Below are 24,602 nucleotides of genomic sequence, written 5' to 3' on the forward strand. Positions count from 1 at the left end.
ACTTATCGCCTCCCGCTATTCGTGCGCTGCCGCGCGGGACGCCTGTTGGGTTTTTACATGTTTGATTTCGATCAGTACCGCCAGGAGTGGTTCGGCAATATTCGCGGCGACGTGCTGTCCGGGCTCGTCGTGGCGCTGGCGCTCGTGCCCGAGGCCATCGCCTTTTCCATCATTGCGGGGGTGGACCCCAAAGTGGGGCTCTATGCCTCGGTGGTGATAGCCATCGTCATTTCGTTTTTTGGCGGCAGGCCGGCGATGATATCAGCGGCGACCGCTGCTACTGCCGTGCTGATGGGCTCGCTGGTGCGCGAGCATGGGCTACAATATCTGTTGGCCGCAACGATCCTGGCCGGGCTGCTGCAGATCGCCGCCGGCTGGCTCAACCTGCATCGCGTGATGCGGTTCGTCTCCAAATCGGTGATGACCGGCTTCGTCAACGCTTTGGCCATTCTCATCTTCATGGCGCAATTGCCAGAGCTGATCGATGTGCCCTGGTTGACCTATCCCATGGTCGCGGCAGGGCTGGCGATCATCTATCTGTTCCCACGGCTGACGCGGGCCGTGCCGTCGCCGCTGGTGTGCATCGTGGTGTTGACGGCTCTGGCGTGGTTCTCGGGCATGAACCTGCACACGGTCGGCGATATGGGCGAGCTGCCGCGGGCTTTGCCTCAGTTGTTGATTCCGCAAGTGCCGCTAAACCTCGACACACTCATCATCATTTTGCCCTACGCCATTGGCGTCGCGGCGGTGGGGTTGCTTGAATCGTTGATGACCGCGCAGATCATCGACGAAGCGACCGACACCGGCAGCAATAAGCGGCTGGAATGCGTCGGGCAGGGCGTGGCCAATTTTGCCTCGGCATTTTTCGGTGGCATGGCCGGCTGCGCCATGATCGGCCAATCGGGCATCAATGTGCGCTCGGGCGGGCGAGGGCGGCTCTCCACTTTCCTCGCCGGAGCATACCTATTGGTGCTGATGGTGCTGCTGGGCGATCTGCTGCGCATCATTCCGATGCCGGCGCTGGTGGCCATCATGATCATGGTGTCGATCGGCACCTTCGACTGGCGCTCGATCCGCAATTTGAAAGATCATCCGCGCAGCTCGTCCTTCGTGATGCTGGCCACTGTGGCCTTTGTCGTGGGCACGCATAACCTGGCCATTGGCGTGTTGGTCGGCGTGCTGCTGTCGGGCGTGTTCTTCGCCTGGAAGATCGCACAGATATTCGCCGTGCGCCCGGAGCTGTCCGACGACGGCGCCACGCGCGTCTATCATGTCAGCGGCCAGCTGTTTTTCGCCTCGGCCGATCAGTTCATGGCTGCGTTCGATTTCAAGGAGAAAGTGACGCGCGTCATCATCGACCTGGCCCATGCCCATATCTGGGATGTTTCCAGCGTCGCCAGCATCGACAAGGCGGTGCTGAAATTCCGCAAGGCCGGCGTTGATGTGCAATTGCGCGGACTGAATCGGGCCAGCGCGACCATCGTCGACAATCTGGGTACCCATCAGCGCAATGACGCCGAGATCGTCATCGGGCACTAGCTTGGGGCAGCATGCTCATCACGCCGCCGGCTGACAACGCTGGCGGTCTCAAGGTGAACAGTCCGGCAACCTTTCCTAATGATTTGCTAACCAAATGTGCTCAATCCCCGCTGTTCCCGCTCCTCCCCCACTGGACAAGAACAAACGATGAACTTATAAGAACATTATAGCAACACGGGAGATGCAGATGCTCACTTTCATCAAGGACTTCGCCGCATTCGTCACGCTCGGGGCCTTCACCATCGGCTCGCTAACCTGGATGGATATGCTGACCCGACTCGTGTGACCTTCCCCTGTGGATTGCGGCGCCAAATGGTTTCGCCGTCCGCCATGGCCTGTCACAAAGGCAGGCTAGGAGAGCATTCATGAGCGGCCCTGGCTTCATCCACCTGCACGTCCATTCTGCCTATTCGCTGCTGGAAGGCGCGTTGCAGCTGGACACGATTCTCAAGCTGGCCAAGGCGGACCATCAGCCCGCTTTGGGCATTTCTGATACCAGTAACCTGTTCGGGGCGCTGGAATTTTCAGAAAAGGCCAGCAGCAAGGGCATTCAGCCGCTGATCGGGGTGGAGCTGCCGATCGACTTTGCCGCCAGTGAGGAGCGGGTCAGCGAACGCGGCCACGTCGCCTGGTCAGGCAAGTCCAGCGTCGTGCTGATGGCGCAGACCGAATTGGGCTTTGAAAATCTCTCCCGCCTGGTGTCGCGCGCCTATCTCGATGGCGAAGGCGGCGCGGCCACGGCGCGGCTCGATTGGCTGAGTCGGGAAGGCCTGGAAGGCCTGATCTGCCTCAGCGGCGGGCCCGAAGGGGCCATCGACATGGCCTTCGCCCAGGGGCAGGACGCCAATGCCACCCGCCGGCTGGACCGGCTGGCGGATTTGTTCGGCGATCGATTCTATATCGAATTGCAGCGCCACGGCCGCCCACAAGAGGCCGCCGTCGAGCCGCGGCTGGTGGATTACGCCTATCGCAAGGGTATTCCGCTGGTAGCGACCAATGAGCCCTTCTTCAAATCGGTCGCCGAGGCCGAGGCACACGATGCCTTGCTGGCCATTGCCGGCGGCACGGTGATTGCCCAGACCGAGCGGCGCAAGCTCAACGATCAGTATTATTTCAAGACGCGGGCCGAGATGGTCGCGCTGTTCTCGGACTTGCCCGAGACGCTGGATTCGACTGTCGAGATCGCACAGCGTATTTCCTACCGGCCGCTCAAGCGCAAGCCGATCCTGCCCAAATTCGCGGCCGCTCCTGATCTGAGCGAGGACGAGGCCGTGGCCGCCGAGGCGCAGGCCTTGCGCGAAATGGCGGTAAGCGGATTGGAGAACCGGTTCAAGACCGGGGTGATCGATCCGACCAAGACCGAACAGGAATATCGCGACCGGCTGGAGTTCGAACTCAACATCATCCAGTCGATGAAGTTTCCGGGCTACTTCCTTATCGTGGCTGATTTTATCCGCTGGGCAAAATCGCAGGGCATTCCGGTGGGGCCGGGCCGCGGCTCGGGTGCGGGCTCGCTGGTGGCCTATGCAACCACCATCACGGACCTCGATCCGCTGCGCTACAACCTGCTGTTCGAACGCTTCCTCAATCCGGAACGCGTGTCGATGCCGGACTTTGATATCGACTTCTGCCAGGACCGCCGCGAAGAGGTGATCCGCTATGTGCAGAGCAAATACGGCTTCGAACAGGTATCGCAGATCATCACCTTCGGAACGCTGCAGGCCCGCGCCGTGCTGCGCGACGTCGGGCGCGTGCTGCAAATGCCCTATGGGCAGGTGGACCGGCTGTGCAAGCTGGTGCCGGCCAATCCGACCGATCCGTGGTCGATCGAGCGGACGATGAATGAGGAACCCCAGTTCCGCCGCATGGTCGAGGATGACGAGACCGTGGGCGAATTGGTGGCCATCGCCAAGAATCTGGAAGGCCTGTACCGGCACGCTTCGACCCATGCCGCCGGCATCATCATCGGCGACCGGCCGTTGCAGGATCTGGCGCCGCTCTACCGCGATCCGCGCTCGGATATGCCGGTCTGCCAATACAATATGAAGTGGAGCGAGGCGGCCGGGCTGGTTAAGTTCGACTTCCTCGGCCTCAAGACGCTGACCACGATCCAATATGCCGTCAACATGGTCAACCAGGATGGCGGCAGCTTCCGGATCGAGGATATCTCGATCGATGACGTGCCGACCTACAAGCTCTACCAGAGCGGGGACACGTTCGGCGTCTTCCAGGTGGAAGGCGGCGGCATGCGGCGCGCGCTGGTCGATATGAAACCTGACCGCTTCGAGGATATCATCGCTCTGGTGGCGCTGTACCGCCCCGGTCCGATGGACAATATTCCCCTGTTCTGCGCCCGTAAGCGCGGCGATGAGGAAATCGAATATCCCCATGACGCGCTGAAATCGGTGCTCGACGAGACCTATGGCATCATCGTTTACCAGGAGCAGGTGATGCAGATCGCCCAGCTGCTCTCGGGCTATTCGCTGGGCGAAGCCGATATGTTGCGCCGCGCCATGGGCAAGAAGATCAAGGCCGAAATGGATGCGCAGCGCGAGCGTTTCCGCGATGGCGCGGTCAAGTTCGGGCTGACCAAGAATCTGGCCGATACCATCTTCGACCTACTCGCCAAGTTCGCCAATTACGGCTTCAACAAAAGCCACGCGGCGACCTATGCGCTGGTGAGCTACCAGACTGCCTATCTCAAGGCGCATCATCCGCATGAATTCTTCGCGGCCTCGATGACGCTCGATATGGGCAATACCGACAAGCTTTCCGAATTCCGCCGCGAGGCGGGCAAGAAGGGCATCGAGATCGTGCCGCCTTGCGTCAACAAGTCGGAAGTCCTGTTTTCGGTCAAGGACAAGAAGGTTCTCTACGGGCTGTGCGCCGTCAAGGGCGTGGGCCGGCAGGTAGCCGAACATATTGTTGAAGTACGGGGCGATAAGCCATTCAAGGATCTGGGTGATTTCGCCCGGCGCGTTGATCCGCGCATGATGAACAAGCGCACGCTGGAAACGCTGGTCAGCGCTGGTGCATTCGATGAATTGGCGCCGCGGCGCGAGCTGGCTTTTGCCGCCATCGAAACGGTGATCGGCACGGCCCAGGCCTTGGCGAGCGAGCGCAATGAGGGGCAGTGGAACATGTTCGACACCGGTGAGCCGGAGCCGTTCAAGCTGCCGGCCGGGGTGCCGGCCTGGACCACGACCGAGCGCGCCGATCGCGAATTGGCGGCGATCGGGTTCCACCTGTCGGCGCATCCGCTGGATGCCTATTCGGACCTGTTCGAGCGCATGCGCGTGCAGCGCTGGAGCGATTTCGAGCGGGCGGTCAAGGATGGCGCGTCGGCCGGCCGACTAGCCGGGACCATTGCCTCGCGACAGGACAGGCGCACGCGCAAGGGCACGCCGATGATGATCCTGACGCTGTCAGATCAAAGCGGCAGCTACGAATGCATCGCCTTTTCCGAGCAGATCAATGAATTCGGCAGTCTCTTGCAGCCCGGCAAATCGGTGATCCTGATGGTCGGCGCGGATGAGCGCGCCGAAGGGATCAGCGTGCGCCTGCTCTCGGCCGAAGCGATTGACGGCATTGCCGAAAAAGTCGACCGGCGGCTGACGGTGTTTGCGGCGGATGCCAAGGCACTGGGTTCGATCAGCAGCCAGCTCAAGCGCGGCGGGGAGGGCTCGGTCAATTTCGTGGTGATCCGCGATGGCGGCGCGCGCGAATACGAGATCGAGCTGCCGGGCAGTTACCGGCTGACGGCCGAAGTGGCCGGCGGCATCAAGGCGCTTGATGGCGTAACGGATGTGCGGTTCCACTGATGCTCGGGCACGTCTCGCTCGGTGTGCGTGACCTGACCAAAGCCGCCTTGTTCTACGACGCCGTGCTCACCGCACTGGGATATGTGCGGCTTTGGACGGGCGAGGGCGGCCTAGGCTATGGCAGTGCCGGTGGCGGGGAGAGGCTCAACATCTTCGAGCGCGCCGGAGCAGCGTCACCCGGCGAGGGATTTCATCTGGCTTTCGAGGCGTCCGATCGAGCCGCTGTGGATCGCTTCCACGCTGCAGCTTTGGCGCATGGCGGCACGGACGCCGGCGCACCAGGCCTGCGGCCCCACTACGGTGCGCATTATTATGCGGCCTTCGTTGTCGATCCGGAAGGGCACCGGCTTGAGGCGGTGTATCAATAGGCAGGATCAAGCTACTTTGACCTGCGTTGCGCCCAAGTCGGGCCGGAAGCTGCTGCCCCAGGCGCCGACCAGCGCAATGAGTGTGCCGGAGGCCAGGATTGTCGGCGCGGCGCCCAGGCCACCGAAGAGGAAGGGCGACACAGCAGAACCCAGCATCATAGCGGCGGCGCTGAGGGCCGCCCGGAAGCGGATCAGGCTGCTCAGATCGGGGCGGTTCAGCCCGGTCTGAAATAGGGTCATCATGGGGATGAAGAACATGGGCCCGCCCAGGCCGGCGGCAAAGCAGGCCAGCAGCATTGCGGGCAGGGCGAGGAATGGCGGCAGAATCCATAGCAGGATCGGGATCAAGGCCAAGCCGGTTCCCAGGATAAGATAGCCGGTGAACATGAAGCGGCCAACGCGCTTTGGCCGCGCGCCTGCTACGAGCAGATTGGCGGTGAAATCGCCGGCTCCATATGCGCCGGCCAAGGCGGCCAGGGCGCCGATGCCGGTCAGTGGCAGGCTCGCCACTTCGGTACTGGCCGCGAGGAAGGGCAGGCCGAGCCCGACCGCGATGAACCAGGCGGCCAGCACGATGGTGTTTGCGGCAAGCACGATGCGGACTTCCGGTTCCTTTTGCGCCACCATAAAGCCGCGCGCCAGCCGCTCCCCGATGGACGCGGTGTCTTTTGTGCGGGCGGGGGTGCCGATGGATTTGCCGACAAGCGCGATCCCGCAGGCGGAGACCAGAAAGCTGGCCGCGTTGATCGTCAGGAAATGCAGCATCGGCACGAAGGCGCTTAACGGGCCGGCGAGAAACGGTCCCAGCAATCGCGACAGGCGCGCGGTGGCGTCGAGCAGTGCGTTCACGCTTTGAATGCGCTCGCGGGTTTGGGCGATCAGCGGGACGCTTGAAAGCAGGGCTGGCTGGAACAGCGCGCCCAATGCGGCAAGGGCCATGGATGTGCCGATCAAGACTTCAAGGCTCAGGCCGATAGTGCTGGCAAAGACCAGGGGCACGAGCACGACGAGCGCCGCCAGCAGGTCGGTGGCGATCATGAGCGAACGGGGCGCGATCCGGTCGGCAAAGGCCGATGCGCCCAGGCTGACGATCAGGGCAATGGCGAATTGAGCCGTTGCAACCCAGCTGGCATTCGCGCCGGCGATCTGGATGGCAAGCCAGACCATGGCGATCCGGTTCAGCTCATTGCCGATTCCCGAAAAGGCGAGCCCGGTCCACAGGGCGCCGATCTTGCGATCGCTGAGAAGATTGAGAAAGGGATGGGCCATGCTGGCCTCCTGCCGGCTCGCGAACCCGCATGATGTCAGAGCGGCGCTCGATGAGAAGTGCGGAAGGCGGTACTTGCGTTCGGTTGGGCTTTGTCCCGATGCGCAGCAGCTCAATTCACAAGTCTCCTGAAATATAATTCAGGCGATGAATTATATTGACATCGACTCACTCTGCGGACAATTGTGGGCCCGCTGCGGTTCGGAGGAGGATCGCGGTTTCACAAAATCCATGCCCCACCGGCATTGCCGGCAAGGGAGATGCATTGCGACGGCTTCGGCCGGAGGGAGGAATCTTGCGCAAAATTCTGAGCACGCTGGCAACGGCGTTCGTCACCACGGCTTTGCTTGGCTCTGGCCATGCTGCGGCCCAGACCGAGAACCCGTTCAAATGCCAGCCGGGCGAAAAATACGTCATGAACGTCATGGTCTCGGGCGTCGAATACTGGTTCCCGGTCTATGAAATGTTCAAGCAGGCCGGCCAGCAATTCGGCTGTGAGACCGCCTATACCGGCACGCCCGAATATGACGTGACCAAGCAGATCGCCAGCTTCGATCAGGCCTTGGCGCAGAACCCGGCCGGCATTCTGGTGCATCCGATGAATTCGGACCCATTTGTCGAGCCGATCAATCGCGCTGTCGATCAGGGCGTGGCTGTGGTGACCTTCGCGGCGGACTCGCCCAATTCCAAGCGAACCTCCTTCATCACTTCGGACAATCTAGCTGAAGGCACCTATGCGGCCGATGCCGTGGCCGAGGCCATGGACGGCAAGGGCGAATATGCCGTGCTCGAAAACCCGGGCCAGGACAATCATGACAAGCGCGTCGCCGCCTTCATCGCCCGCATGGAAGCCAAGTGGCCCGACATGAAACTGGTCGGCCGCGCGGCCTCCAACCAGGACCCAGCCAAGGCGTACCAGGCCGTGCTGAGCCTGATCCAGGCCAATCCCGATCTGGGCGCGGTGTTCATGCCCGAGGCCAATTCAGCCATCGGCGCAGCGCAGGCCAGCAAGGAAAACGGCGGTAAGGTTCGCGTCATGCTGGCCGACGTCAACGAGAACATTCTCGACATGATCAAGGCCGGCGACATTTTCGGCTCGGTCAATCCCAACCAGGGCATGCAGGGCTATATGGGCTTCATGCTGCTCTGGATGGCGGCCCATCCCGAGTTGATCGATCCGATGAACGATTATGCCCGTTCCGGCGACAATGCCATGGCGGTGCCCTTCGTCGACAACGGCTTCTCGATCGTCACTGCCGAGAATGCCGACGACTTTTATTGGGACGATTATCTCAAGCGTCGCGGCACCAAGGGCATCGAAGAGTAAGCCGCTAGCACCACGATTATCGCCGGAGAGCTACGGCCCTCCGGCCCTCCGGCCCACCGAACCGATGAGACGAGACCCATGAGTACCGATCCTGTGCTGCAAATGCGCGGCGTCTCCAAGCAGTTCGGCGCCATTCACGCATTGACGGAAGTCGATTTCTCGCTCGAACGCGGCGAGATTCACGCCCTCTGCGGTGAGAATGGCGCAGGCAAATCCACCTTGATGAATATTGCCGCCGGTATCCTGCAGCCCACATCAGGCGAAATCCTGCTTGATGGCGCGGTGACCACGATTTCTTCCCCGGCGACGGCGCAAAAGCTGGGCATCGGGCTGGTGCATCAGGAGATCGCGCTCTGCCAGGATGCAAGTGTGGCCGAGAATATCTTCATGGCGGCGACCAATGCCCGCCGCTCGCCGCTGATGAATTACGCGACACTCAATCGCAATGCGCAAAAGGTCATGAACCTTTTGGCCCCCATCCCGGTGCGCCGGCGGGTGACGGAGCTATCGATCTCCAACCAGCAATTGGTGGAGATCGCCAAGGCGCTGACGCTGGATTGCCGGGTGCTGATCTTTGACGAGCCGACTGCCGCCCTCACCGAAACCGAGACGCAGGCGCTGTTCCAGATCATTCGCGTGCTCAAGGCGCGCAGCATTTCGATCATCTATATTTCCCACCGCATGGCCGAGATTTTTGCGCTGTGCGACCGGGTCACCGTATTTCGCGACGGCAGGCATATGTCCACCGACAAGGTGAGCGACATGACGCCAGATCTGGTGGTGCGCCGCATGGTCGGTCGCGAGATTTCCCAGATCTATCCGCCCAAGCTGGAAGGCGAGCCGGGCAAGACGTTGCTCTCGGTCGAGGGGCTTTCCGACGGCGAACGCTTCGCCGACATTTCCTTCGACCTCAAGGCTGGTGAAATCCTCGGCCTCGGCGGGTTGATCGGCGCCGGCCGCACCGAGATTGCCCTGGGCCTTTGCGGCTTGCGCCCGGTGACATCAGGCAAGGTTGTGCTCAACGGCGAGCCGGTGAGCATCCGCGATTATCCCTCGGCGGTGCGCAAGGGGCTGGTCTATCTGTCGGAAGACCGCAAGGCGTCCGGCGTCTTCCTCGATATGTCGATCGCGGCCAATATTTCCGTGCTCGACCTCAAGCAGGTCACATCAGGCATCCTGCTCGATCGCAAGAAAGAGGCTGACCAGGCGCGCGCGCTGACCCAGAAAATGGGCGTCCGCATGGGCGGCATCGACGATGCCGTGTCATCACTATCCGGCGGCAACCAGCAGAAGGTCGCCATTGCCAAGCAGATGTCGGTCAATCCCAGGATCATCATCATGGATGAGCCGACGCGCGGCATTGACGTGGGCGCCAAGACCGAAATTCACAAGCTGCTGCGCGAATTGGCCAAGAGCGGTGTCGGCGTCATCGTCATCTCCTCCGAACTGCCCGAATTGATCGGGGTCTGCGACCGCGTAGTGGTCATCCGCGAGGGGCGCGTGGCTGGGGAATTATCTGGAGCCATGACTGAGGAAGCCGTGATCCGGCTGGCCTCGGGCGTAACGAATACAGGAGATTTGGCCCATGTCGCTTAATCAAGCTGGCGAGACCACGTTGGCCGCGCCCGGCCAGGCGCCGCAAAAACTGTCGATAGGCCGGCTTTTCGCCATGCGCGAAACCGGATTGATCGTCATCATTCTGGCGCTTTCCGTCGCCATGACCTTTGCCTCGCCGCACTTCGCCACCTGGGGCAATGTGCGCGCCATGCTGATGAGCTTTTCGGTGGAAGGCATTGTCGTTGTCGGCATGACCGTGCTGCTGATCGTGGGCGGCATCGACCTGTCGGTGGGCTCGGTGGTCTGCTTCTCGATGGTCGTTTCAGGCGCCATGTTCCTGATGGGCGTCGACCCCTGGACGGCCAGCCTGATCGGCATTTCCGTCAGCGCGCTGATCGGCGCAGCCATGGGCTTCTTCGTCACGGTGGTGGGGCTCAACCACTTCATCACCTCGCTGGCTGCTATGGTCATCGTGCGCGGCATGAGCCTGATCGTCACCAAGGGCACGCCGCTCTCGCTCTTTACGCTACCACCTGAGTTCAAGGCGATCGGGCAGGGCGAATTCTACGGCATTCCCTTTGTCATCATCATCTTCGTGGCTGTTGTCGTGATGTTCGACTTCCTGCTGCGCCGGGCGACCGCCTTCCGCAAGGTGTTCTATACCGGCTCCAACGAGAAGGCGGCGCAGTATTCCGGCATCCGCACCCGCCAGGTCAAATTCTGGGTGACGGTGCTGTGCTCAACTTTGGCCGGTGTTGCCGGGGTCATCTATATGAGCCGGTTCGGCGCCGCCACGCCCACTTTTGGCGTCGGCATGGAACTCAATATCATCGCCGCTGCGGTGATCGGCGGGGCCTCGCTCAATGGCGGCTCCGGCACGATTTTCGGCGCCATATTGGGCATGGCGCTGCTGTCGGTGGTGAGTAGCTCACTGATCCTGCTCGATGTGTCGGTTTACTGGCAGGACATGATCAAGGGCTGCATCCTGCTGGGCGCCGTATCGATCGATCATTTCCTGCATAGCAAGAAGCGCTGAGGACCATTTTCATGACTTCCAAGACCCTCCGCGACGATATTGCCATTGCCCGCCAGATGCATCGCGCGCTGGTTCTGCACTTCATCGAAGGGCAGACCCAGGGCGAAATCGCCAAGGCGCTGGGCATCAGCCATGCCAGTGTCAACCGCCTGATCAAGCGCGGCCGTCAGACCGGGCTCGTCGAAATCAAGATCAAGTCGCCGGTGGAACATCTGGTGGCCATCGAGGAGCAATTGCGCGCCCTAGGCGGCATCAGCCGCGCCATGGTGGTGCCGACCGTGTCGGACAATCCGCTGACGACGCTGCAAAGCGTTGGCGAGGCGGCCGGGCAATTGCTGGTCGAGACCATTCGGGATGGAGACGTGCTGTGCATCAGCGGCGGCAAGGGCGTCAGCGCCATCGGCAATGGCCTCAAGGGCCAGCACGGCTTCAACGTGCAGGTGGTTCCGGCGACGGGCCTGGTCCAGGGCAAGCATTATACCGACGTCAATCACGTGGCCACCGAACTGGCCGAGCGGCTGGGCGGCCATGCTTTCCAGATTCATGCCCCGCTATTTGCCGATAGCGCCGAGGAACGCTCCATGCTGATGAAAATGCGCGCCGTCGACGACGTGTTCCGCCGTGGCCGCGAGGCCAATCTGGCCGTGGTCGGTATTGGCTCTATCCTGGCCGACGACTCCAGCTATTACGATCTGCACCCGACCTCGGGGCAGGATCGCAAGACAATCGAACAATCGGGCGCCGCCGGCGAACTGCTGGCGCATCTGATCGACAAAAACGGCCAATTGGCCGGTTACACACTCAACGACACGTTAGTGTCGCTGACGCTGCCCGAATTCGCTGAAATCCCCAACAAGATCGGCGTGGCCAGCGGACCCAGCAAGGTCATCCCCATTCTCAGCGTCATGCGCGGCAATCATCTCGATACGCTGGTGACCGACGAGGCGACTGCCATCCAGGTCATCGAAGCCGCCGCGGTGGCAGCATGAGCCAGCTCACTCGGGAGATTGGCCGCTCGGGCATTGTTGCTTCAGCGGTAGGCCTGGGCACCTGGGCCATTGGCGGCTGGATGTGGGGCGGCACCGACGAGGCGGCCGCGGTCAAAGCGATCGAGGCGTCCATCGATGCCGGCATTTCGCTGATCGACACGGCCCCCGCCTATGGCCTGGGCCGCAGCGAGGAGATTGTCGGGGCGGCGATTGCCGGAAAGCGCGACAAGGTGGTGCTCGCCACCAAATGCGGGCTCAACTGGCACCACGGCAAGGGCAACTACTTCTTCGACGCAGACGGCAAGCCGGTACACCGCTATCTCGGCGCCGATGGCATTGCCTATGAAGTCGAACAGAGCCTGAAACGGCTCGGCACCGACTATATCGACCTCTACATCACCCATTGGCAGGACCCGACGACGCCGGTGGCCGAGACGATGGAGGCGTTGGAGCAGCTCAAGGCGGCGGGAAAAATCCGCGCCATCGGGGCCAGCAATGCCAGCGCCGACGACCTCAATGCCTATGTCGCCGCCGGCCAGCTTGACGCGATCCAGGAACGCTTTTCGATGCTGGATCGGGAGATCGAAACCACGCTCCTGCCGATTGCCCGGCAGCACGGCGTCGCGACGCTGAGCTATTCGTCGCTGGCGCTGGGCTTGCTTACCGGCAAGATCGGGCCGGATCGGCAATTCGAAGGCGACGATCAGCGGCGCAACGATCCGCTGTTTTCTGCCGGCAATCGCGTCAAAGTCGCGCGCTTTGCCGATGCGGTTCGGCCCTTGGCCCATGGTCACAGCGCCAGTATCGCCCAGTTAGTGATCGCCTGGACACTGCAGCAACCCGGCATCACCTTCGGCCTCTGCGGTACCCGCAATCCGGTGCAGGCGCTGGACAATGCGCGGGCCGGCACCCTGGCACTCAGCGCCGACGATCTTGCTGGGATCAATGGCGCCATCGCCACCCATCTGGTGGGGCTCGATCGCTGATGACCCGCGCACAGAGCTGGACCCGGCTGCGCGAGCGGCCTGAAATTGACGTGCTGGTCATTGGCGGCGGCATCAACGGCATCTCGGTGTTCCGCGAGCTGGCGCTGAACGGCGTCGACGTGGTGCTGGCCGAAAAATCCGACTTCTGCTCCGGCGCCAGCGCGGCCCTGTCGCGCATGGTGCATGGCGGTCTGCGCTATCTCGAAAATGGCGAATTCAAGCTGGTGCGCGAAAGCCTGCTCGAGCGGGATCGCCTGCTCCGCAATGCGCCCCACTACGTGAAGCCGCTGCCAACCACCGTGCCGATTTTCGACCGTTTCTCGGGTCTGACCAATAGCGCGTTCCGCTTTCTCGGCCTGACGCGAAAGCCCAGCCGACGTGGCGCACTCGTCATCAAGACCGGGCTCGTGCTCTATGACCTGTTCACCGGCGGCCGCCGCGCCATGCCAAGGCACGAATTCCGCAGCCGGCGCGAAACCATGGCGCGCTGGCCGGCGATCAATCCGTCGCTCTGCAATTCGGCGACCTATTACGACGCCTGGGTTAGCCATCCCGAGCGGCTGGGCATGGAAATGTTGCGCGACACCGTGGCGGAATGCCCCGGCGCGGTGGCGATCAACTATGCCCGCGTCGAGCGCGGTGGCGAGGGCCTAGTGCTGCACGACGAGCTTGGTGGGGAGGCATATGCCATCGCACCCAAGCTGATCATCAACGCGACAGGCGGCTGGATCGACCTGACCAATGCTGCCATCGGCAGCGCGCAGCATCGCATCATGGGTGGCACCAAGGGCTCGCATCTGGTCATCACCAACCGCGCGCTGTTCAAAGCGCTCGATGGCCACATGATCTATTACGAGAACGAAGACGGCCGCATCTGCATCCTCTTTCCGTATCTGGGCAATGTGCTGGTCGGCTCCACCGACATTCGCACCGATGATCCGGAAAGCGTGCGTTGCGAGCCCGATGAGCGGGCCTACATCCTGCAATCGCTGGGCTTTGTCTTTCCCGACATCGAAATTGCTGACGAAGACATCATCTTTCAGTTTGCCGGTGTGCGGCCGTTGCCAGCCAGCGACGACAAGGTGACGGGCCGCATCCCGCGCGACCATTTCTGCGAGGTGATCGAGGGCGACGTGCCGGTCGTCTGCATGGTGGGCGGCAAGTGGACGACATTCCGCTCCTTCGGCGCCATGGCGGCTGATCTGGTGCTGGACCGGTTGGGGCGGGCCCGCTTTCGCGACACCGAGACGCTTGCCATCGGTGGCGGCCGGGACTTTCCCGTCGATGCGGACAATTGGGTTGCCGCCCTTTGCGCCCGCTATGATCTGGATCGCGCCGTCACGCAGAGCCTTTTCGAGCGCTATGGCACCGAGGCCGAGAACGTCGCTGGTTTCATGGTCGCCGGCCCCGACGTCGAGGTCGGCCGGAGCGGGTATTGGCGGCGGGAACTGCTTTATCTGATCGGCGCCGAACATGTCGAAACGCTTGCCGACCTGCTGCTGCGACGCACAGCCATTGGCATCAGCGGCAGGCTGTCGCTGGGCGTGATCGACGTCACGCTCGATCTGCTGGGCATGGAACGCGGCTGGCCGGCGGATCGCCGGGCGGTCGAGCGCGCTGATTTCCTCGCGCTGCTGGCCCGCAATTACGGCCTCGACGAGGCAACACTTTTACATCGAGATAGTGAGGAGTCCCCGTTATGGGAGCCAAGAAAGTCCGCCTGAATCGTCTGTTCGGCAAAGGGCGGTGCCTTGATGTCGCGATCGATCATGGCGTGTGCAATGAACCCAGCTTCCTCGATGGTCTGGAAGATATTGGAGCTGTCGTCGATAGCCTGGTCGCGGCGGGACCCGACGCGATCCAGATGAATTTCGGCCAGGCCGATCTGTTGCAGGAGCGCGAGGGCAAGGACAAGCCGGCTTTGGTGATGCGGCTCGATATGGGCAATCCCTATAACAAGCAGCGCCACCGCGTGATGTGGGCGCAATTGCAGAACGAAGCCGAGCCGCTGATCGGGGCTTTGCAGTTGGATGCGGCCTGCGTCGTGGTCAACCTGTTCATGTTGCCTGACGAGCCGGAGCTGTTCCGCCAATGCGTCGCTAACATCGCTCGCGTCCGGGCCGATTGTGACAAATATGGCATGCCGCTGATGATCGAGCCGCTGGTCATGCTGCCCAATTCCGAACGCGGCGGTTATCAGGTCGATGGCGACGCCGAAAAGATCGTGACGCTGACCCGGCTGGCCCGAGAAATGGGTGCCGATATCATCAAGGCCGACCCGACCAGCAATGCCGCCGATTTCCACAAAGTGGTGCAGGCAGCGCGTTGCCCGGTGCTGGTGCGCGGTGGTGGCAAGGAAGATTTGCGGGCCGTGTTCGACAAGTCGGCCGCGCTGATGGGGCAGGGCGCGCAGGGCATGGTCTATGGCCGCAATATCTATCAGCATGCCAATCCGGCAGCGGTGGTGCGCGGGCTGATGGCTATCATCCACGAGAACGCCAGCGGCGAACAAGCCTGGGATCGTTACAACCAGGGCTAAAAACTACGTCCGGGGAGGACCTTATGGCGGACTATATTCTGGGACTGGATGCGGGCAATACCGTCATCAAAGCCATCATTTTTGATCTCGATGGCAATGAACTGGCGGTGGCCGCGGAGGATGGCCACAGCACCATGCCGCAGCCGGGCCATGTCGAGCGTGACCTTGATGAACTCTGGGTCAATACGCAGCAGGTGATCCGCCGTTGTGTCGAAGCCGCGGGGATCGATGCGGCCGATATCCGCGCCATTGGCTGCGCCGGGCACGGCAACGGGCTCTATGCGCTGGATCGCGCTGGCGCCCCGCTGATCGGCATCCAGTCGATCGATACCCGCGGCAGCCAGACTGTGCGGGAATGGCAGGCATTGGGCGTGGGCGAAAAGACCTTTCCGCTGTGCCGGCAAAAGCCCTGGGCGGCCCAAACGCCGACACTGCTGGCTTGGCTCAAGCAGCACCGGCCGGACCTGTTTGCCGAGATCGGCACAGTGTTTTTGTGCAAGGATTATGTCGTCTGGCGGCTCACCAGCGCGCGTGTTTCGGAGACCTCGGACATGGCCGGTTGCGGCCTGCTGCAGGTGCCCGAGCGGAGCTATTCGGCCGAGCTCATGGCCGCCTACGGGCTGGACGATTGCCTGCCCCTATTGCCCGCCTTGCTTGAGCCGACCGATATTGCCGGGCAGATCAGCGCGGATGTTGCGGCTGCGACTGGCCTTAGGACCGGCACGCCGGTTGTGGCCGGCTTGTTTGACGTGGTGGCCAGCGCCATCGGCTCCGGCGTGACGCAGACCGGGGCCGCCTCGATCATTGCCGGCACCTGGAGTATCAACCAGGTGGTGACCGATGAGGCGCCCGATGATCCCTCGATTTTCATGCTCTGCACGTTCGACCGGCAGCGATGGCTGGCGATTGAATCCAGCGCCACCTCGGCGGTGAATCTCGAATGGATGGTGCGTGAATTCTTCGGCGAGGACCATGGCGCAGCGTTCGAGCGCTGCAGCGAATTGGTTGCCTCGGTCGATCCGCGCGACGAAATGCCGATCTATCATCCTTTCCTGTTCGGCGCGCAGCAGGATGGGCAGGCCCGAGCTGGCTATTACGGCATACTGGGCTGGCACACCAAGGCGCATATGCTGCGGGCGCTGTTCGAGGGCGTGGCGTTCGAGCATCGCCGGCATATCGAAACGCTGGCCGCGGCAGGGGCCGGGTTTACTGAAGCGGTGCTCTCGGGCGGTGGCTCGCGCAGCTCGGTCTGGCCGCAGATATTCGCCGATCTGCTGGGCGTTCCGGTGACGGTGGCGCGTGGCCGCGAGACCGGCGCACTTGGCGCAGCCATTGCGGCGGGCACCGGCATTGGTCTTTTTGCCGATTTCACCGCAGGGGCAGCTGCAATGACCGCCGTCGCCAAGCGCTTCGAGCCCAGTCCGGCACTCAAACCGGTCTATGATCGGCGCTATGCCACGTTCCTCGAACTTGGCCAGGCGATGAAGCCGATCTGGGCCCATATGGCCAAGGACAATGCCGCGTGACTGAGCAACTGGGGAGCTTCGATTTCATCATTGTGGGCGCCGGCTCGGCCGGCTGCGTGCTTGCCAATCGGCTGAGCGCCGACCCAGCCAATCGCGTGCTGGTGCTCGAGGCCGGCGGCAGCGATCGCTATCATTGGGTCGATATTCCCATCGGCTATCTCTATTGCATGGGCAATCCGCGCACCGACTGGATGATGAAGACCGAGCCCGAAGCCGGGCTCAATGGGCGCGCACTCAATTATCCGCGCGGCAAGGTGCTGGGCGGCTGTTCCTCGATCAACGGCATGATCTATATGCGCGGCCAGGCCGCCGACTACGATCACTGGCGGCAGCTGGGCAATGTCGGCTGGGGTTGGGACGATGTGCTGCCCTTCTTCCGGCAGTCCGAACATCACCATGCCGGCGAGACCCCATTGCATGGCGGCGGCGGCGAATGGCGCGTGGAAAAGCAGCGCCTCGCCTGGCCCATTCTCGATGCCTTCCGCGACGCAGCGGCCGAGATGGGCATTCCCAGCGTTGATGATTTCAACGGCGGCAACAATGAAGGCGCCGGTTATTTCGAGGTCAACCAACGTAACGGCGTGCGCTGGAATACCTCCAAGGCCTTCCTCCGCCCAGTGCTAAATCGCGTCAATCTGACGGTCCTGACCGGCGCTGAAGTCGAGAGCCTGACGCTTGACGGCCGCCGCGTCACCGGCCTGCGCCTGCGGCACGAGGGCAGGGTGAAGACCGCCACGGCATCCCGCGAAGTGGTGCTATCGGCCGGTGCGGTCAATTCGCCCAAGATCCTCGAACTCAGCGGCATCGGCCGGCCCGATGTTCTGGGCGGCCTCGGCATTCCCATGCGGCACGAACTAGCCGGTGTCGGCGAGAATCTGCAGGACCACTTGCAGATCCGCACCGTCTTCAAGATCCGCAACGCGGTGACGCTCAACACCCGCTACCACAACCTCTTCAGCCGCGCCGCCATGGGCGCCGAATACGCCCTGCGTCGCACCGGCCCGCTGTCGATGGCGCCCAGCCAGCTCGGCATTTTTGCCAAGTCGCATCCGGGGCTCGAAACGCCCGATCTGGAATATCATGTGCAACCACTCTCCACCGACCGGCTGGGCGAGCCGCTGCACAAGTTCGGCGCGGTGACCGTGTCGGTCTGCAATCTGCGGCCCGATAGCCGTGGGACCATCCACATGGAAAGCCCGAATGCGGGCGCTGCACCCAAGATTCGGCCGAATTATCTCAGTGCCGAAACCGACCGCCAGATCGCCGCCCGCTCCATCCAGCATGCGCGCCAGCTGATGCAGACCAGGGCCATTGCCCGCTTCCAGCCCCATGAGCATCTGCCCGGCCCCCAATTCACCTCCGAGGCGGACCTGGCGCACAAGGCAGGCGACATCGCCACGACGATCTTTCACCCCGTTGGCACCTGCAAGATGGGGACGGACGACATGGCCGTGGTGGACGCGAGCCTCAAGGTGCGCGGTCTCGGCGGTCTGCGCGTCGTGGACGCCTCGATCATGCCGACCATCGTTTCCGGCAACACCAATTCCCCCGTGATCATGATCGCCGAGAAAGCCGCTGTCCTGATGTTACGCGAGATGAAAAGCGCCTAGTCATTTGAAATTAGACGTTTAACTCAATCCACACCGGCGAATGGTCGCTGGCATGCTCGGCGCCCCGCACCTCGCGGTCCACGCCTGCATCCACCAGCTTGCGCGCCAGCGGCTTGCTCAGTAGCAGATGATCGAGCCGCAACCCGGCATTGCGGGGCCAGCGGTTCCGCATGTAGTCCCAGAAGGTGTAGATCGTCTCGTCCGGATGGATCTTGCGGATCGCATCGGTCCAGCCCTGCTCAAGCAGTCGAGCAAACAGCGCCCGGCTTTCCGGCTGCACCAAGGCATTGTCGCGATAGGGCGTGGTCTCGTAGATGTCGCGCGGCTCGGGCACGATATTGTAGTCGCCCGCCAAAACCACTGGCAGGCCGGTAGCGAACAGCTCTTCGGCGTGCGCAAGCAACCGCTCCGTCCAGGCTATCTTGTAGTTGAATTTCGGCCCCGGCCGCGGATTGCCATTGGGCGCATAAAGCGAGGTCACGATGACCCCGTTGACTGCCGCCTCGATATACCGCGCCTGCTTGTCATCCTCATTGCCCGGGAGCCCGATCCGCGTCAGCACCGGCTTGACGCCCTTGGCAAGAATGGCGACGCCGTTCCAGGCGGATTCCCCCTGCCACACCGAGCCATAACCGGCATCGGCCAGCGCACCCGCCGGAAACTGCCGCTCATTGGCCTTGAGCTCCTGCAGACACACCACATCGGGCGCGGCGTCGGCGAGCCAGTCCATCAAATTGGCCAGCCGCGTATTGACGCCATTGATATTGTAGGTGGCGATTTTCAGGGCGCGATCCGCCGTGTCCAGGCCTCGACCTCGCCAGCCATGGTTTTGAGGTGATCGGCCGCGCTGAACCCCGAAATGGATTTGCGCGGCTTCAGATCATGGTCACCGTCTTCGAGGAACTTGACCGCGATATTGGATGACAACGCGTAGCCCGCGATCTCTTCGGGTGAGCCGAATTCGTCGCGCGTCCCCTGAAAGATCAACGTAGGCGTATCGAGATCGGCCAGATGCTTGGTGCGGAGCTGGTCTGGCTTGGCCGGAGGATGGAACGGATAGCCCAGGCACAGCAGCCCGGCGATCCGGTTGGCCGCAAAGAGCGGATCGGCCACCATGCTGGCCACCCGCCCGCCCATGGATTTGCCGCCAATGATCAGCGGGCCATTGGTGGGGCCCAGATCGTCCACGGCGGCGATGAATTCGGGGATCACCTTATCGGCGCGCGGCGGCGGCTTGCGGCCCGCCTCGGTCCGGCGGGCGGCCATATAGGCAAACTCGAAACGCGCGACGCGAAATCCGGCATCGGCCAGCGCTTTGGCCGTGGCGGTCATCGAAGCAGAGTCCATCGGCGCTCCAGCCCCATGGGCCAGCAGCAGCGTGACACGCGCATCTTCGGGGCCGTCGAAGAGAAAGTTGGTTGTCATTTAGCCTGCCGATTTCCGTAAATGTTGATCCGCCACAGCAATGCCGGCGCGGGCGCGCTTAGCCCAGTCCGAGGTGGCGTCGAGTTCCAGATACCGCCGCCAATAGTGCCGGGCACCCGCAAGGTCGTCCGTGTCATAGGCGATGGCCGCCAGATTATAGACCGCGTCCGCATAGAGGGGGTCCAGCTCGACCGCGCGCGCCAGATGCTGCCGCGCGGGTTTGAGCTTGCCGACGTCGCGCAGCAGGCCGCCATAGTTGAACCAGGCCTCGACAAAGCCGGAATCGCGCTTGAGGGCAGTGGCATAGGCCAAAGCCGCCTCGTCGAGCTGGTTCAGCGCGCGCAGGCAATTGCCCAGGTTAAAGGCAGCGGTGGCGTCGCTGGGGTCGATAGCCGAACAATGGGCATAGAGCGTGGCGGCTTCGGCCAGCAGCCCCGCGGTCTCGGCGGTTTCCGCCAGCCCAAAGTAATCCTCGGCCTCGTCCTCGCCTTCGGGCAGAGCCAGCAGGCGCTGGCCATCGAGTTCGGAAAAGGAATGAGCGTCCTGCGTGATGATCTTCTCGGCGCTCGAATGCAGCGTCAGCGCAGTCAGCGAGCCGACTGGACCGATCTGATGGATGGAGCGCGCCACGGCGCTCCAAGCCGCGCCACTAGCGAGCAGGCCCGCATATTTCCTGGCAAGAATGACGTCGCGAAATGAGAACGGCTCCGCGGGATGCTCGAAGGCATCGAACAAGGCGAGCAAGTTGAAAATCGGTCCGGCCAGGCCCGATTGGTCGAGAATGGATTGCTTCGTGATATTGGCAGCCGGAACCGGGGGCAGGGAGCCAAGCAGGCGCAGAAAGCCGTTTTCGCTCAGGGTTTTGGCCGAGGCGGGTGCGGCCTGCACCCGGCGCTCGATTTCGGCTTCGTCATGCCGTGCCAGCAGCGTGCGGCCGAAAACCACTGTCGTCGTGGCGCGGGTGACATTGCGGTGCAGCCGGCCGCCATGGCTTTCGACGCGCCTGGCGGCCAGCCGGAGCGGGAAGGCCTGCAGGGCGCCAACGACGCCAAAGCTCTCCCCGCTCAAATCCATGCTCGTTTAGGCCTTTTTCTTCGATGCCGCCTTGGGTGCTGCGGCCTTGGAGGCGTCCAGCGCCGCCTTCAGCGAGGCTTTGACCGGGGATTCCTTGGGGGCAGGGGCAGCCTTGGTCTTGCTCTTGGCCGCCGGCTTGGCTTCGCCCAGGCTCGCCTTGAGCGCATCCATCAGGTTGATGACATTACCGCGTTCGGGCGCCGCCGCAATGATTGGATTGTGGCCTTTGAGCTTCTCGCGGATCATCGCCATTAGCGCCTGCTCATAGCGATCCTCATAATCCTTGGGATTGAAGGTCGTGACCTTTTGCTCGATCAGCTTTTGCGCCAGATCGAGCATTTCGGGGTCAGGCTTGCCCACCGGGATATTGTCGAAATATTCGGCCGTGCCGCGCACCTCATTGGGATTGCGCAAAGTGGTGACGAACATGCCGGTTTCGCGGGCGCCGATGGTCACCACGCGCTCGCGGCTGGTCAGCACCAGCCGGGCAATGGCGACCTTGCCGCTTTTGCGCAAAGCTTCGCGCAGCACCACGAAGGTTTCCTCGGCCATGGCCCCATCGGGCGCCAGATAATAGGGCGTGTCCTGATAGAGCACGTCCACCTCGCCGGCATCGACAAAGGCTTCGATATTCATGGTGTGGTTGGATTCGATGCGCACCGCATCGATATCGGCATCATCGATGATGATGTATTGCTTGGGCTCATACTCATAGCCGCGCACTAGGTCGCTCCGCTCGACCAGGCCCAGTTCGGGGTCCACCGCTTTCATATTGATGCGGTTATGGGTTTCCTTGTGCAACTGGTTGAAACTGATGCGTTCCGAGGCACTGGTTGCCGGAAACAGCTTCACCTGACAGCTCACCAGGCTCAGTCGCAACTGGCCCTTCCAACTTGCTCTCGCGGCCATCTTCGCCTCCTACGCGCGAATAACTTCCTCACCACAAGAAATCATGGCGGCAAATCCCGTGCGGACTCGTTAATTTCAGCCCAAGGGTCGCCTGATGTGGTTAATAGACCCGGAAGCGAAGAATAATTGAGGTCAACCGGAGAGTCGATGGACTCCAGATCGCGCCAATCAATTGGCGTCGATGCTGGCAGGTGGGGCCTCGCCCGCAGCGAATAGGCGGCAACAGCTGTGGCGCTACGCGCATTGCGGTAGAAATCGATGAATATCCGGCCCTTGCGATTATCCGCGCCCATCTGGGTGACGAAGGTATCGCGGCCGGTGGCGGCGAGGCGGCTGGCAATGGCCGAGCTGGCCTGATGCACCTGTTTCCAGCCCAGCTTCTGCGTGATGGGCACCACGATATGCACGCCCCGTCCGCCCGAGGTTTTGACGAAGGGGACCAGCCCCATGCGCTCAAGTTCTCCGCGTAGATGCACGGCGGCATTGACCACGTCGCGCCATTCCACGCCCTCGCCGGGGTCGAGATCGAAGATCACCCGGTCGGGCTTGTCGAGGTGGTTTTCGTGGGTGCCCCAGACGTGGAATTCGACCACGCCGAACTGGGCCAGTGCCAGATAGCCCTTGGCGTCTTCGACCGAGATATAGGTCCGCGTTTCGTCATCCGAATTCTTGGTCTCGAAGACCTTTATGGTCGATGGCATGCCGGTGAAGGCGTGGCGCTGAAAGAAGCAATCCTTGGTGCTGCCGCTGGGGCAGCGGAACAGCGAGACTGGCCGATTGAACAGATGCGGCAGCATGTAATCGCCCACGGCGGCATAATAGACGGCGATATCGAGCTTGGTTGGGCCGGACTTGCCGAACAGCCGCCGCGTCGGATTGGTCACCCAGATGCCGGCGAGGTCCGCATCCGAAATGATGCGCTGGCGCGGCGTGGTCGCGGGCGTTGTTAGCTCCGCCTCGCGCAAGCCTTTGAACGTGGCGTGGCGCAGCATGCCGTCCGTGGTGATGACGGCATATTGGATGCGGGCGGTGAGCGTGGGGCGCACCGGCATGATTTCGGGCGGAGCGCCGTCCAGCTTGCCGGGGATACGCATCGGCTCCAGCCGCTTGAGCAGGGCGCGCATGGTCGTCGCGTCAATCCCGGTGCCCACCTTGCCGCGATAGTGCAGCTCGCCATCGACCCATTCGGCCATGCCCAGGGAGCCGATGCCGCCGGCCTTCTCGCTGTCGCTATAGCCGGCAATGACGAAGTCTCCGGTCAGCAGCGCCTTGATCTTGAGCCAGCTGGATGAACGCCCACCCAGATAGGGGCTATTGCTCCGTTTGGAGACGATGCCTTCAAGACCCTTTTCCGACGCCAGATCATAAAGCGGGCCGCCATCGCCCTCCATGTGGTCGCTGTAATGCAGCGCCGAACGCGCATTGATATGGCCGGCCAGCAATTGCGTCAGCAGGGCCTTGCGCTTGTGCAATGGCGCGGCCCGCAAATCCCAGCCATCGAGATAGAGCAGGTCGAAAGCATAAAACACCAGCTTGTTGCCCGCGCCCTCCGATAGCGCATCCTGCAATTTGCCGAAGCGGCTGATGCCCTGATCGTCCAGCACGACGATTTCGCCATCGATGATCGCCTGCTTGCAATCGAGTGCCGCAAACGCCGTGGGCAGGTCGCCATATCGGCGGGTCCAGTCGAGACCGCCGCGGGTGATCAGGCGGGTTTTGCCGCCTTCGATGAAGGCCAGGGTGCGATAGCCATCGAACTTGATTTCATGCAGCCAATCCTTGTCCTTGGGCGGCGCGGCAGCGGGGCTGGCCAATTGCAGGTCGATCTTGTCCGGCATCGGCGCCTTGATCGCATTGGGCAGTTTACCGGGAACCAGTTTGTTACGCTTTGCCGGGGCAGGGGCCGCCACCAGCTCTTCGATGCGGCGGCCGCTTTTCACGCTTTCCGGTCGTGCCGTGAGGATATCGATCTCGGTATCCATGGCCGGGTCGCGTTCCTTGAACAGCAGCCAATTGTCGCGTCCCTTGTCCTCCGGCTTGCCCTTGAGCCGAGTCAGCATCCAGCCGCCATTGAGCTTCTCGCCCGCGAGGCGAAACTTGAAACTACCCTTTTCCAGATCAGCATGCGGATCGCCCATCGGCGCCCACACACCTGTGTCCCACACGATCATCGGCCCGCCGCCATATTCGCCCTCGGGGATCACGCCTTCGAAGTCGATATAGTCGAGCGGGTGATCTTCCGTCGCCGCCGCTAGCCGCTTGTCGGCAGGGTTCAGCGAAGGGCCCTTGGGCACCGCCCAGCTCTTGAGCACGCCATCAAGCTCGAGCCGCAGGTCATAATGGTCGGCAGTGGCGGAATGCTTGTGCACGACGAAGCGATTGCCCGTCTCGCTGACCGTGCCGGTCGGCTCCGGCGTTTTGGAGAAATCGCGTTTCTTCCGATAGGTCTGGAGTTTTTCGCTGCCCATGCCGAAAAGCTACACCGGAACGGCCCAAATGCCAGCTCAATGTGAACAGTCTGCTAGCATTAGGCGGCTGCATCGGCATCCAGCGGGGAGCCAAATTGCATTGAAGTGCACGGATTAAGGTAAACTCAACAGTGAAGTTGCGGCCAATTCATCGGTAATAT

18 protein-coding genes are annotated in these 24,602 nt (G+C 62.3%); 12 read left to right on the forward strand and 6 right to left on the reverse strand.

Annotated features, from left to right (window positions below; all coding sequences use genetic code 11):
* The first annotated feature begins 57 nt into the window (after nt 1-57).
* From N8A98_RS18680 to N8A98_RS18690, 3 genes are all read left to right on the forward strand, one after another.
* Nucleotides 58-1,539 carry a SulP family inorganic anion transporter gene (locus N8A98_RS18680; RefSeq protein WP_262167564.1) on the forward strand — a complete coding sequence of 494 codons (1,482 nt, stop codon included), beginning with the start codon at nt 58-60 and terminating at the stop codon, nt 1,537-1,539.
* Between the two features lie 365 nt (nt 1,540-1,904).
* Entirely contained in the window at nt 1,905-5,360 is a 3,456-nt protein-coding gene (gene dnaE / locus N8A98_RS18685; protein WP_262167566.1) for a DNA polymerase III subunit alpha, read from the forward strand.
* Nucleotides 5,360-5,728 (forward strand): VOC family protein, encoded by a 369-nt coding sequence (locus N8A98_RS18690; RefSeq protein ID WP_262167568.1) that lies wholly within the window; start codon nt 5,360-5,362, stop codon nt 5,726-5,728. The genes dnaE and N8A98_RS18690 overlap by 1 nt, the downstream gene beginning before the upstream one ends.
* Nucleotides 5,729-5,734: 6 nt before the next feature.
* Here the strand turns inward: N8A98_RS18690 and N8A98_RS18695 are convergent, their stop codons facing one another.
* Complete coding sequence (locus N8A98_RS18695) at nt 5,735-6,997, reverse strand: MFS transporter (RefSeq protein ID WP_262167570.1); 1,263 nt, start codon at nt 6,995-6,997, stop codon at nt 5,735-5,737.
* Nucleotides 6,998-7,290: 293 nt separating this feature from the next.
* Between N8A98_RS18695 and N8A98_RS18700 the strand changes: the two genes are divergently transcribed.
* From N8A98_RS18700 to N8A98_RS18740, 9 genes are all read left to right on the forward strand, one after another.
* The gene (locus tag N8A98_RS18700) at nt 7,291-8,322 is read left to right on the forward strand and encodes a substrate-binding domain-containing protein (RefSeq protein WP_262167572.1); all 1,032 of its coding nucleotides are present in this window, start codon (nt 7,291-7,293) and stop codon (nt 8,320-8,322) included.
* 78 nt (nt 8,323-8,400) lie between these two features.
* Nucleotides 8,401-9,918: a sugar ABC transporter ATP-binding protein gene (locus tag N8A98_RS18705; protein ID WP_262167574.1), complete on the forward strand. Its 1,518-nt coding sequence runs from the start codon at nt 8,401-8,403 to the stop codon at nt 9,916-9,918.
* Nucleotides 9,908-10,915 carry an ABC transporter permease gene (locus tag N8A98_RS18710; RefSeq protein WP_390888781.1) on the forward strand — a complete coding sequence of 336 codons (1,008 nt, stop codon included), beginning with the start codon at nt 9,908-9,910 and terminating at the stop codon, nt 10,913-10,915. The genes N8A98_RS18705 and N8A98_RS18710 overlap by 11 nt, the downstream gene beginning before the upstream one ends.
* Nucleotides 10,916-10,926: 11 nt before the next feature.
* Nucleotides 10,927-11,904 carry a sugar-binding transcriptional regulator gene (locus N8A98_RS18715; protein WP_262167576.1) on the forward strand — a complete coding sequence of 326 codons (978 nt, stop codon included), beginning with the start codon at nt 10,927-10,929 and terminating at the stop codon, nt 11,902-11,904.
* Complete coding sequence (locus N8A98_RS18720; protein ID WP_262167578.1) at nt 11,901-12,890, forward strand: aldo/keto reductase; 990 nt, start codon at nt 11,901-11,903, stop codon at nt 12,888-12,890. Before N8A98_RS18715 ends, N8A98_RS18720 begins: the two co-directional genes overlap by 4 nt.
* A complete protein-coding gene (locus N8A98_RS18725) occupies nt 12,890-14,614 on the forward strand; it encodes a glycerol-3-phosphate dehydrogenase/oxidase (RefSeq protein WP_262167579.1) in 1,725 nt (574 codons plus the stop codon). The genes N8A98_RS18720 and N8A98_RS18725 overlap by 1 nt, the downstream gene beginning before the upstream one ends.
* Nucleotides 14,590-15,429, forward strand: a complete 840-nt coding sequence (locus N8A98_RS18730; RefSeq protein WP_390888782.1) for a class I fructose-bisphosphate aldolase — start codon at nt 14,590-14,592, stop codon at nt 15,427-15,429. Before N8A98_RS18725 ends, N8A98_RS18730 begins: the two co-directional genes overlap by 25 nt.
* A gap of 23 nt (nt 15,430-15,452) precedes the next feature.
* On the forward strand, nt 15,453-16,955 hold the full coding sequence (locus N8A98_RS18735; RefSeq protein WP_262167580.1) for an FGGY-family carbohydrate kinase: 1,503 nt from the start codon (nt 15,453-15,455) through the stop codon (nt 16,953-16,955).
* Entirely contained in the window at nt 16,952-18,565 is a 1,614-nt protein-coding gene (locus N8A98_RS18740) for a GMC family oxidoreductase (protein ID WP_262167582.1), read from the forward strand. The genes N8A98_RS18735 and N8A98_RS18740 overlap by 4 nt, the downstream gene beginning before the upstream one ends.
* A gap of 10 nt (nt 18,566-18,575) precedes the next feature.
* Here N8A98_RS18740 and xth read toward each other — a convergent pair whose 3' ends face one another.
* From xth to ligD, 5 genes are read right to left on the reverse strand one after another with little or no spacing between them, the layout of a single operon-like run.
* Entirely contained in the window at nt 18,576-19,349 is a 774-nt protein-coding gene (gene xth, locus N8A98_RS18745; protein ID WP_262172065.1) for an exodeoxyribonuclease III, read from the reverse strand.
* Nucleotides 19,346-19,990 carry an alpha/beta hydrolase family protein gene (locus N8A98_RS18750; protein ID WP_262167584.1) on the reverse strand — a complete coding sequence of 215 codons (645 nt, stop codon included), beginning with the start codon at nt 19,988-19,990 and terminating at the stop codon, nt 19,346-19,348. The genes xth and N8A98_RS18750 overlap by 4 nt, the downstream gene beginning before the upstream one ends.
* Nucleotides 19,991-21,064 (reverse strand): tetratricopeptide repeat protein, encoded by a 1,074-nt coding sequence (locus N8A98_RS18755; RefSeq protein ID WP_262167586.1) that lies wholly within the window; start codon nt 21,062-21,064, stop codon nt 19,991-19,993.
* 6 nt (nt 21,065-21,070) lie between these two features.
* Entirely contained in the window at nt 21,071-21,973 is a 903-nt protein-coding gene (gene ku / locus N8A98_RS18760) for a non-homologous end joining protein Ku (RefSeq protein WP_262167588.1), read from the reverse strand.
* Nucleotides 21,974-22,014: 41 nt separating this feature from the next.
* Nucleotides 22,015-24,441, reverse strand: coding sequence for a DNA ligase D (gene ligD / locus N8A98_RS18765; protein ID WP_262167590.1), 2,427 nt, complete (start codon nt 24,439-24,441; stop codon nt 22,015-22,017).
* Between the last annotated feature and the right edge of the window lie 161 nt (nt 24,442-24,602).

The sequence above is a fragment of the Devosia neptuniae genome, assembly GCF_025452235.1.
Classification (GTDB): domain Bacteria; phylum Pseudomonadota; class Alphaproteobacteria; order Rhizobiales; family Devosiaceae; genus Devosia.

What these genes read in the sequence shown, in the direction of transcription:
- N8A98_RS18755 (WP_262167586.1), bottom strand. Translation starts at nt 21,064, where the DNA reads ATGGATTTGAGCGGGGAGAGCTTTGGCGTCGTTGGCGCCCTGCAGGCC.
- N8A98_RS18750 (WP_262167584.1), bottom strand. Translation starts at nt 19,990, where the DNA reads ATGACAACCAACTTTCTCTTCGACGGCCCCGAAGATGCGCGTGTCACG.
- N8A98_RS18720 (WP_262167578.1), top strand. Translation starts at nt 11,901, where the DNA reads ATGAGCCAGCTCACTCGGGAGATTGGCCGCTCGGGCATTGTTGCTTCA.
- N8A98_RS18735 (WP_262167580.1), top strand. Translation starts at nt 15,453, where the DNA reads ATGGCGGACTATATTCTGGGACTGGATGCGGGCAATACCGTCATCAAA.
- N8A98_RS18715 (WP_262167576.1), top strand. Translation starts at nt 10,927, where the DNA reads ATGACTTCCAAGACCCTCCGCGACGATATTGCCATTGCCCGCCAGATG.
- N8A98_RS18695 (WP_262167570.1), bottom strand. Translation starts at nt 6,997, where the DNA reads ATGGCCCATCCCTTTCTCAATCTTCTCAGCGATCGCAAGATCGGCGCC.
- dnaE (WP_262167566.1), top strand. Translation starts at nt 1,905, where the DNA reads ATGAGCGGCCCTGGCTTCATCCACCTGCACGTCCATTCTGCCTATTCG.
- N8A98_RS18710 (WP_390888781.1), top strand. Translation starts at nt 9,908, where the DNA reads ATGTCGCTTAATCAAGCTGGCGAGACCACGTTGGCCGCGCCCGGCCAG.
- N8A98_RS18705 (WP_262167574.1), top strand. Translation starts at nt 8,401, where the DNA reads ATGAGTACCGATCCTGTGCTGCAAATGCGCGGCGTCTCCAAGCAGTTC.
- N8A98_RS18725 (WP_262167579.1), top strand. Translation starts at nt 12,890, where the DNA reads ATGACCCGCGCACAGAGCTGGACCCGGCTGCGCGAGCGGCCTGAAATT.
- ku (WP_262167588.1), bottom strand. Translation starts at nt 21,973, where the DNA reads ATGGCCGCGAGAGCAAGTTGGAAGGGCCAGTTGCGACTGAGCCTGGTG.
- N8A98_RS18680 (WP_262167564.1), top strand. Translation starts at nt 58, where the DNA reads ATGTTTGATTTCGATCAGTACCGCCAGGAGTGGTTCGGCAATATTCGC.
- N8A98_RS18730 (WP_390888782.1), top strand. Translation starts at nt 14,590, where the DNA reads ATGGGAGCCAAGAAAGTCCGCCTGAATCGTCTGTTCGGCAAAGGGCGG.
- ligD (WP_262167590.1), bottom strand. Translation starts at nt 24,441, where the DNA reads ATGGGCAGCGAAAAACTCCAGACCTATCGGAAGAAACGCGATTTCTCC.
- N8A98_RS18690 (WP_262167568.1), top strand. Translation starts at nt 5,360, where the DNA reads ATGCTCGGGCACGTCTCGCTCGGTGTGCGTGACCTGACCAAAGCCGCC.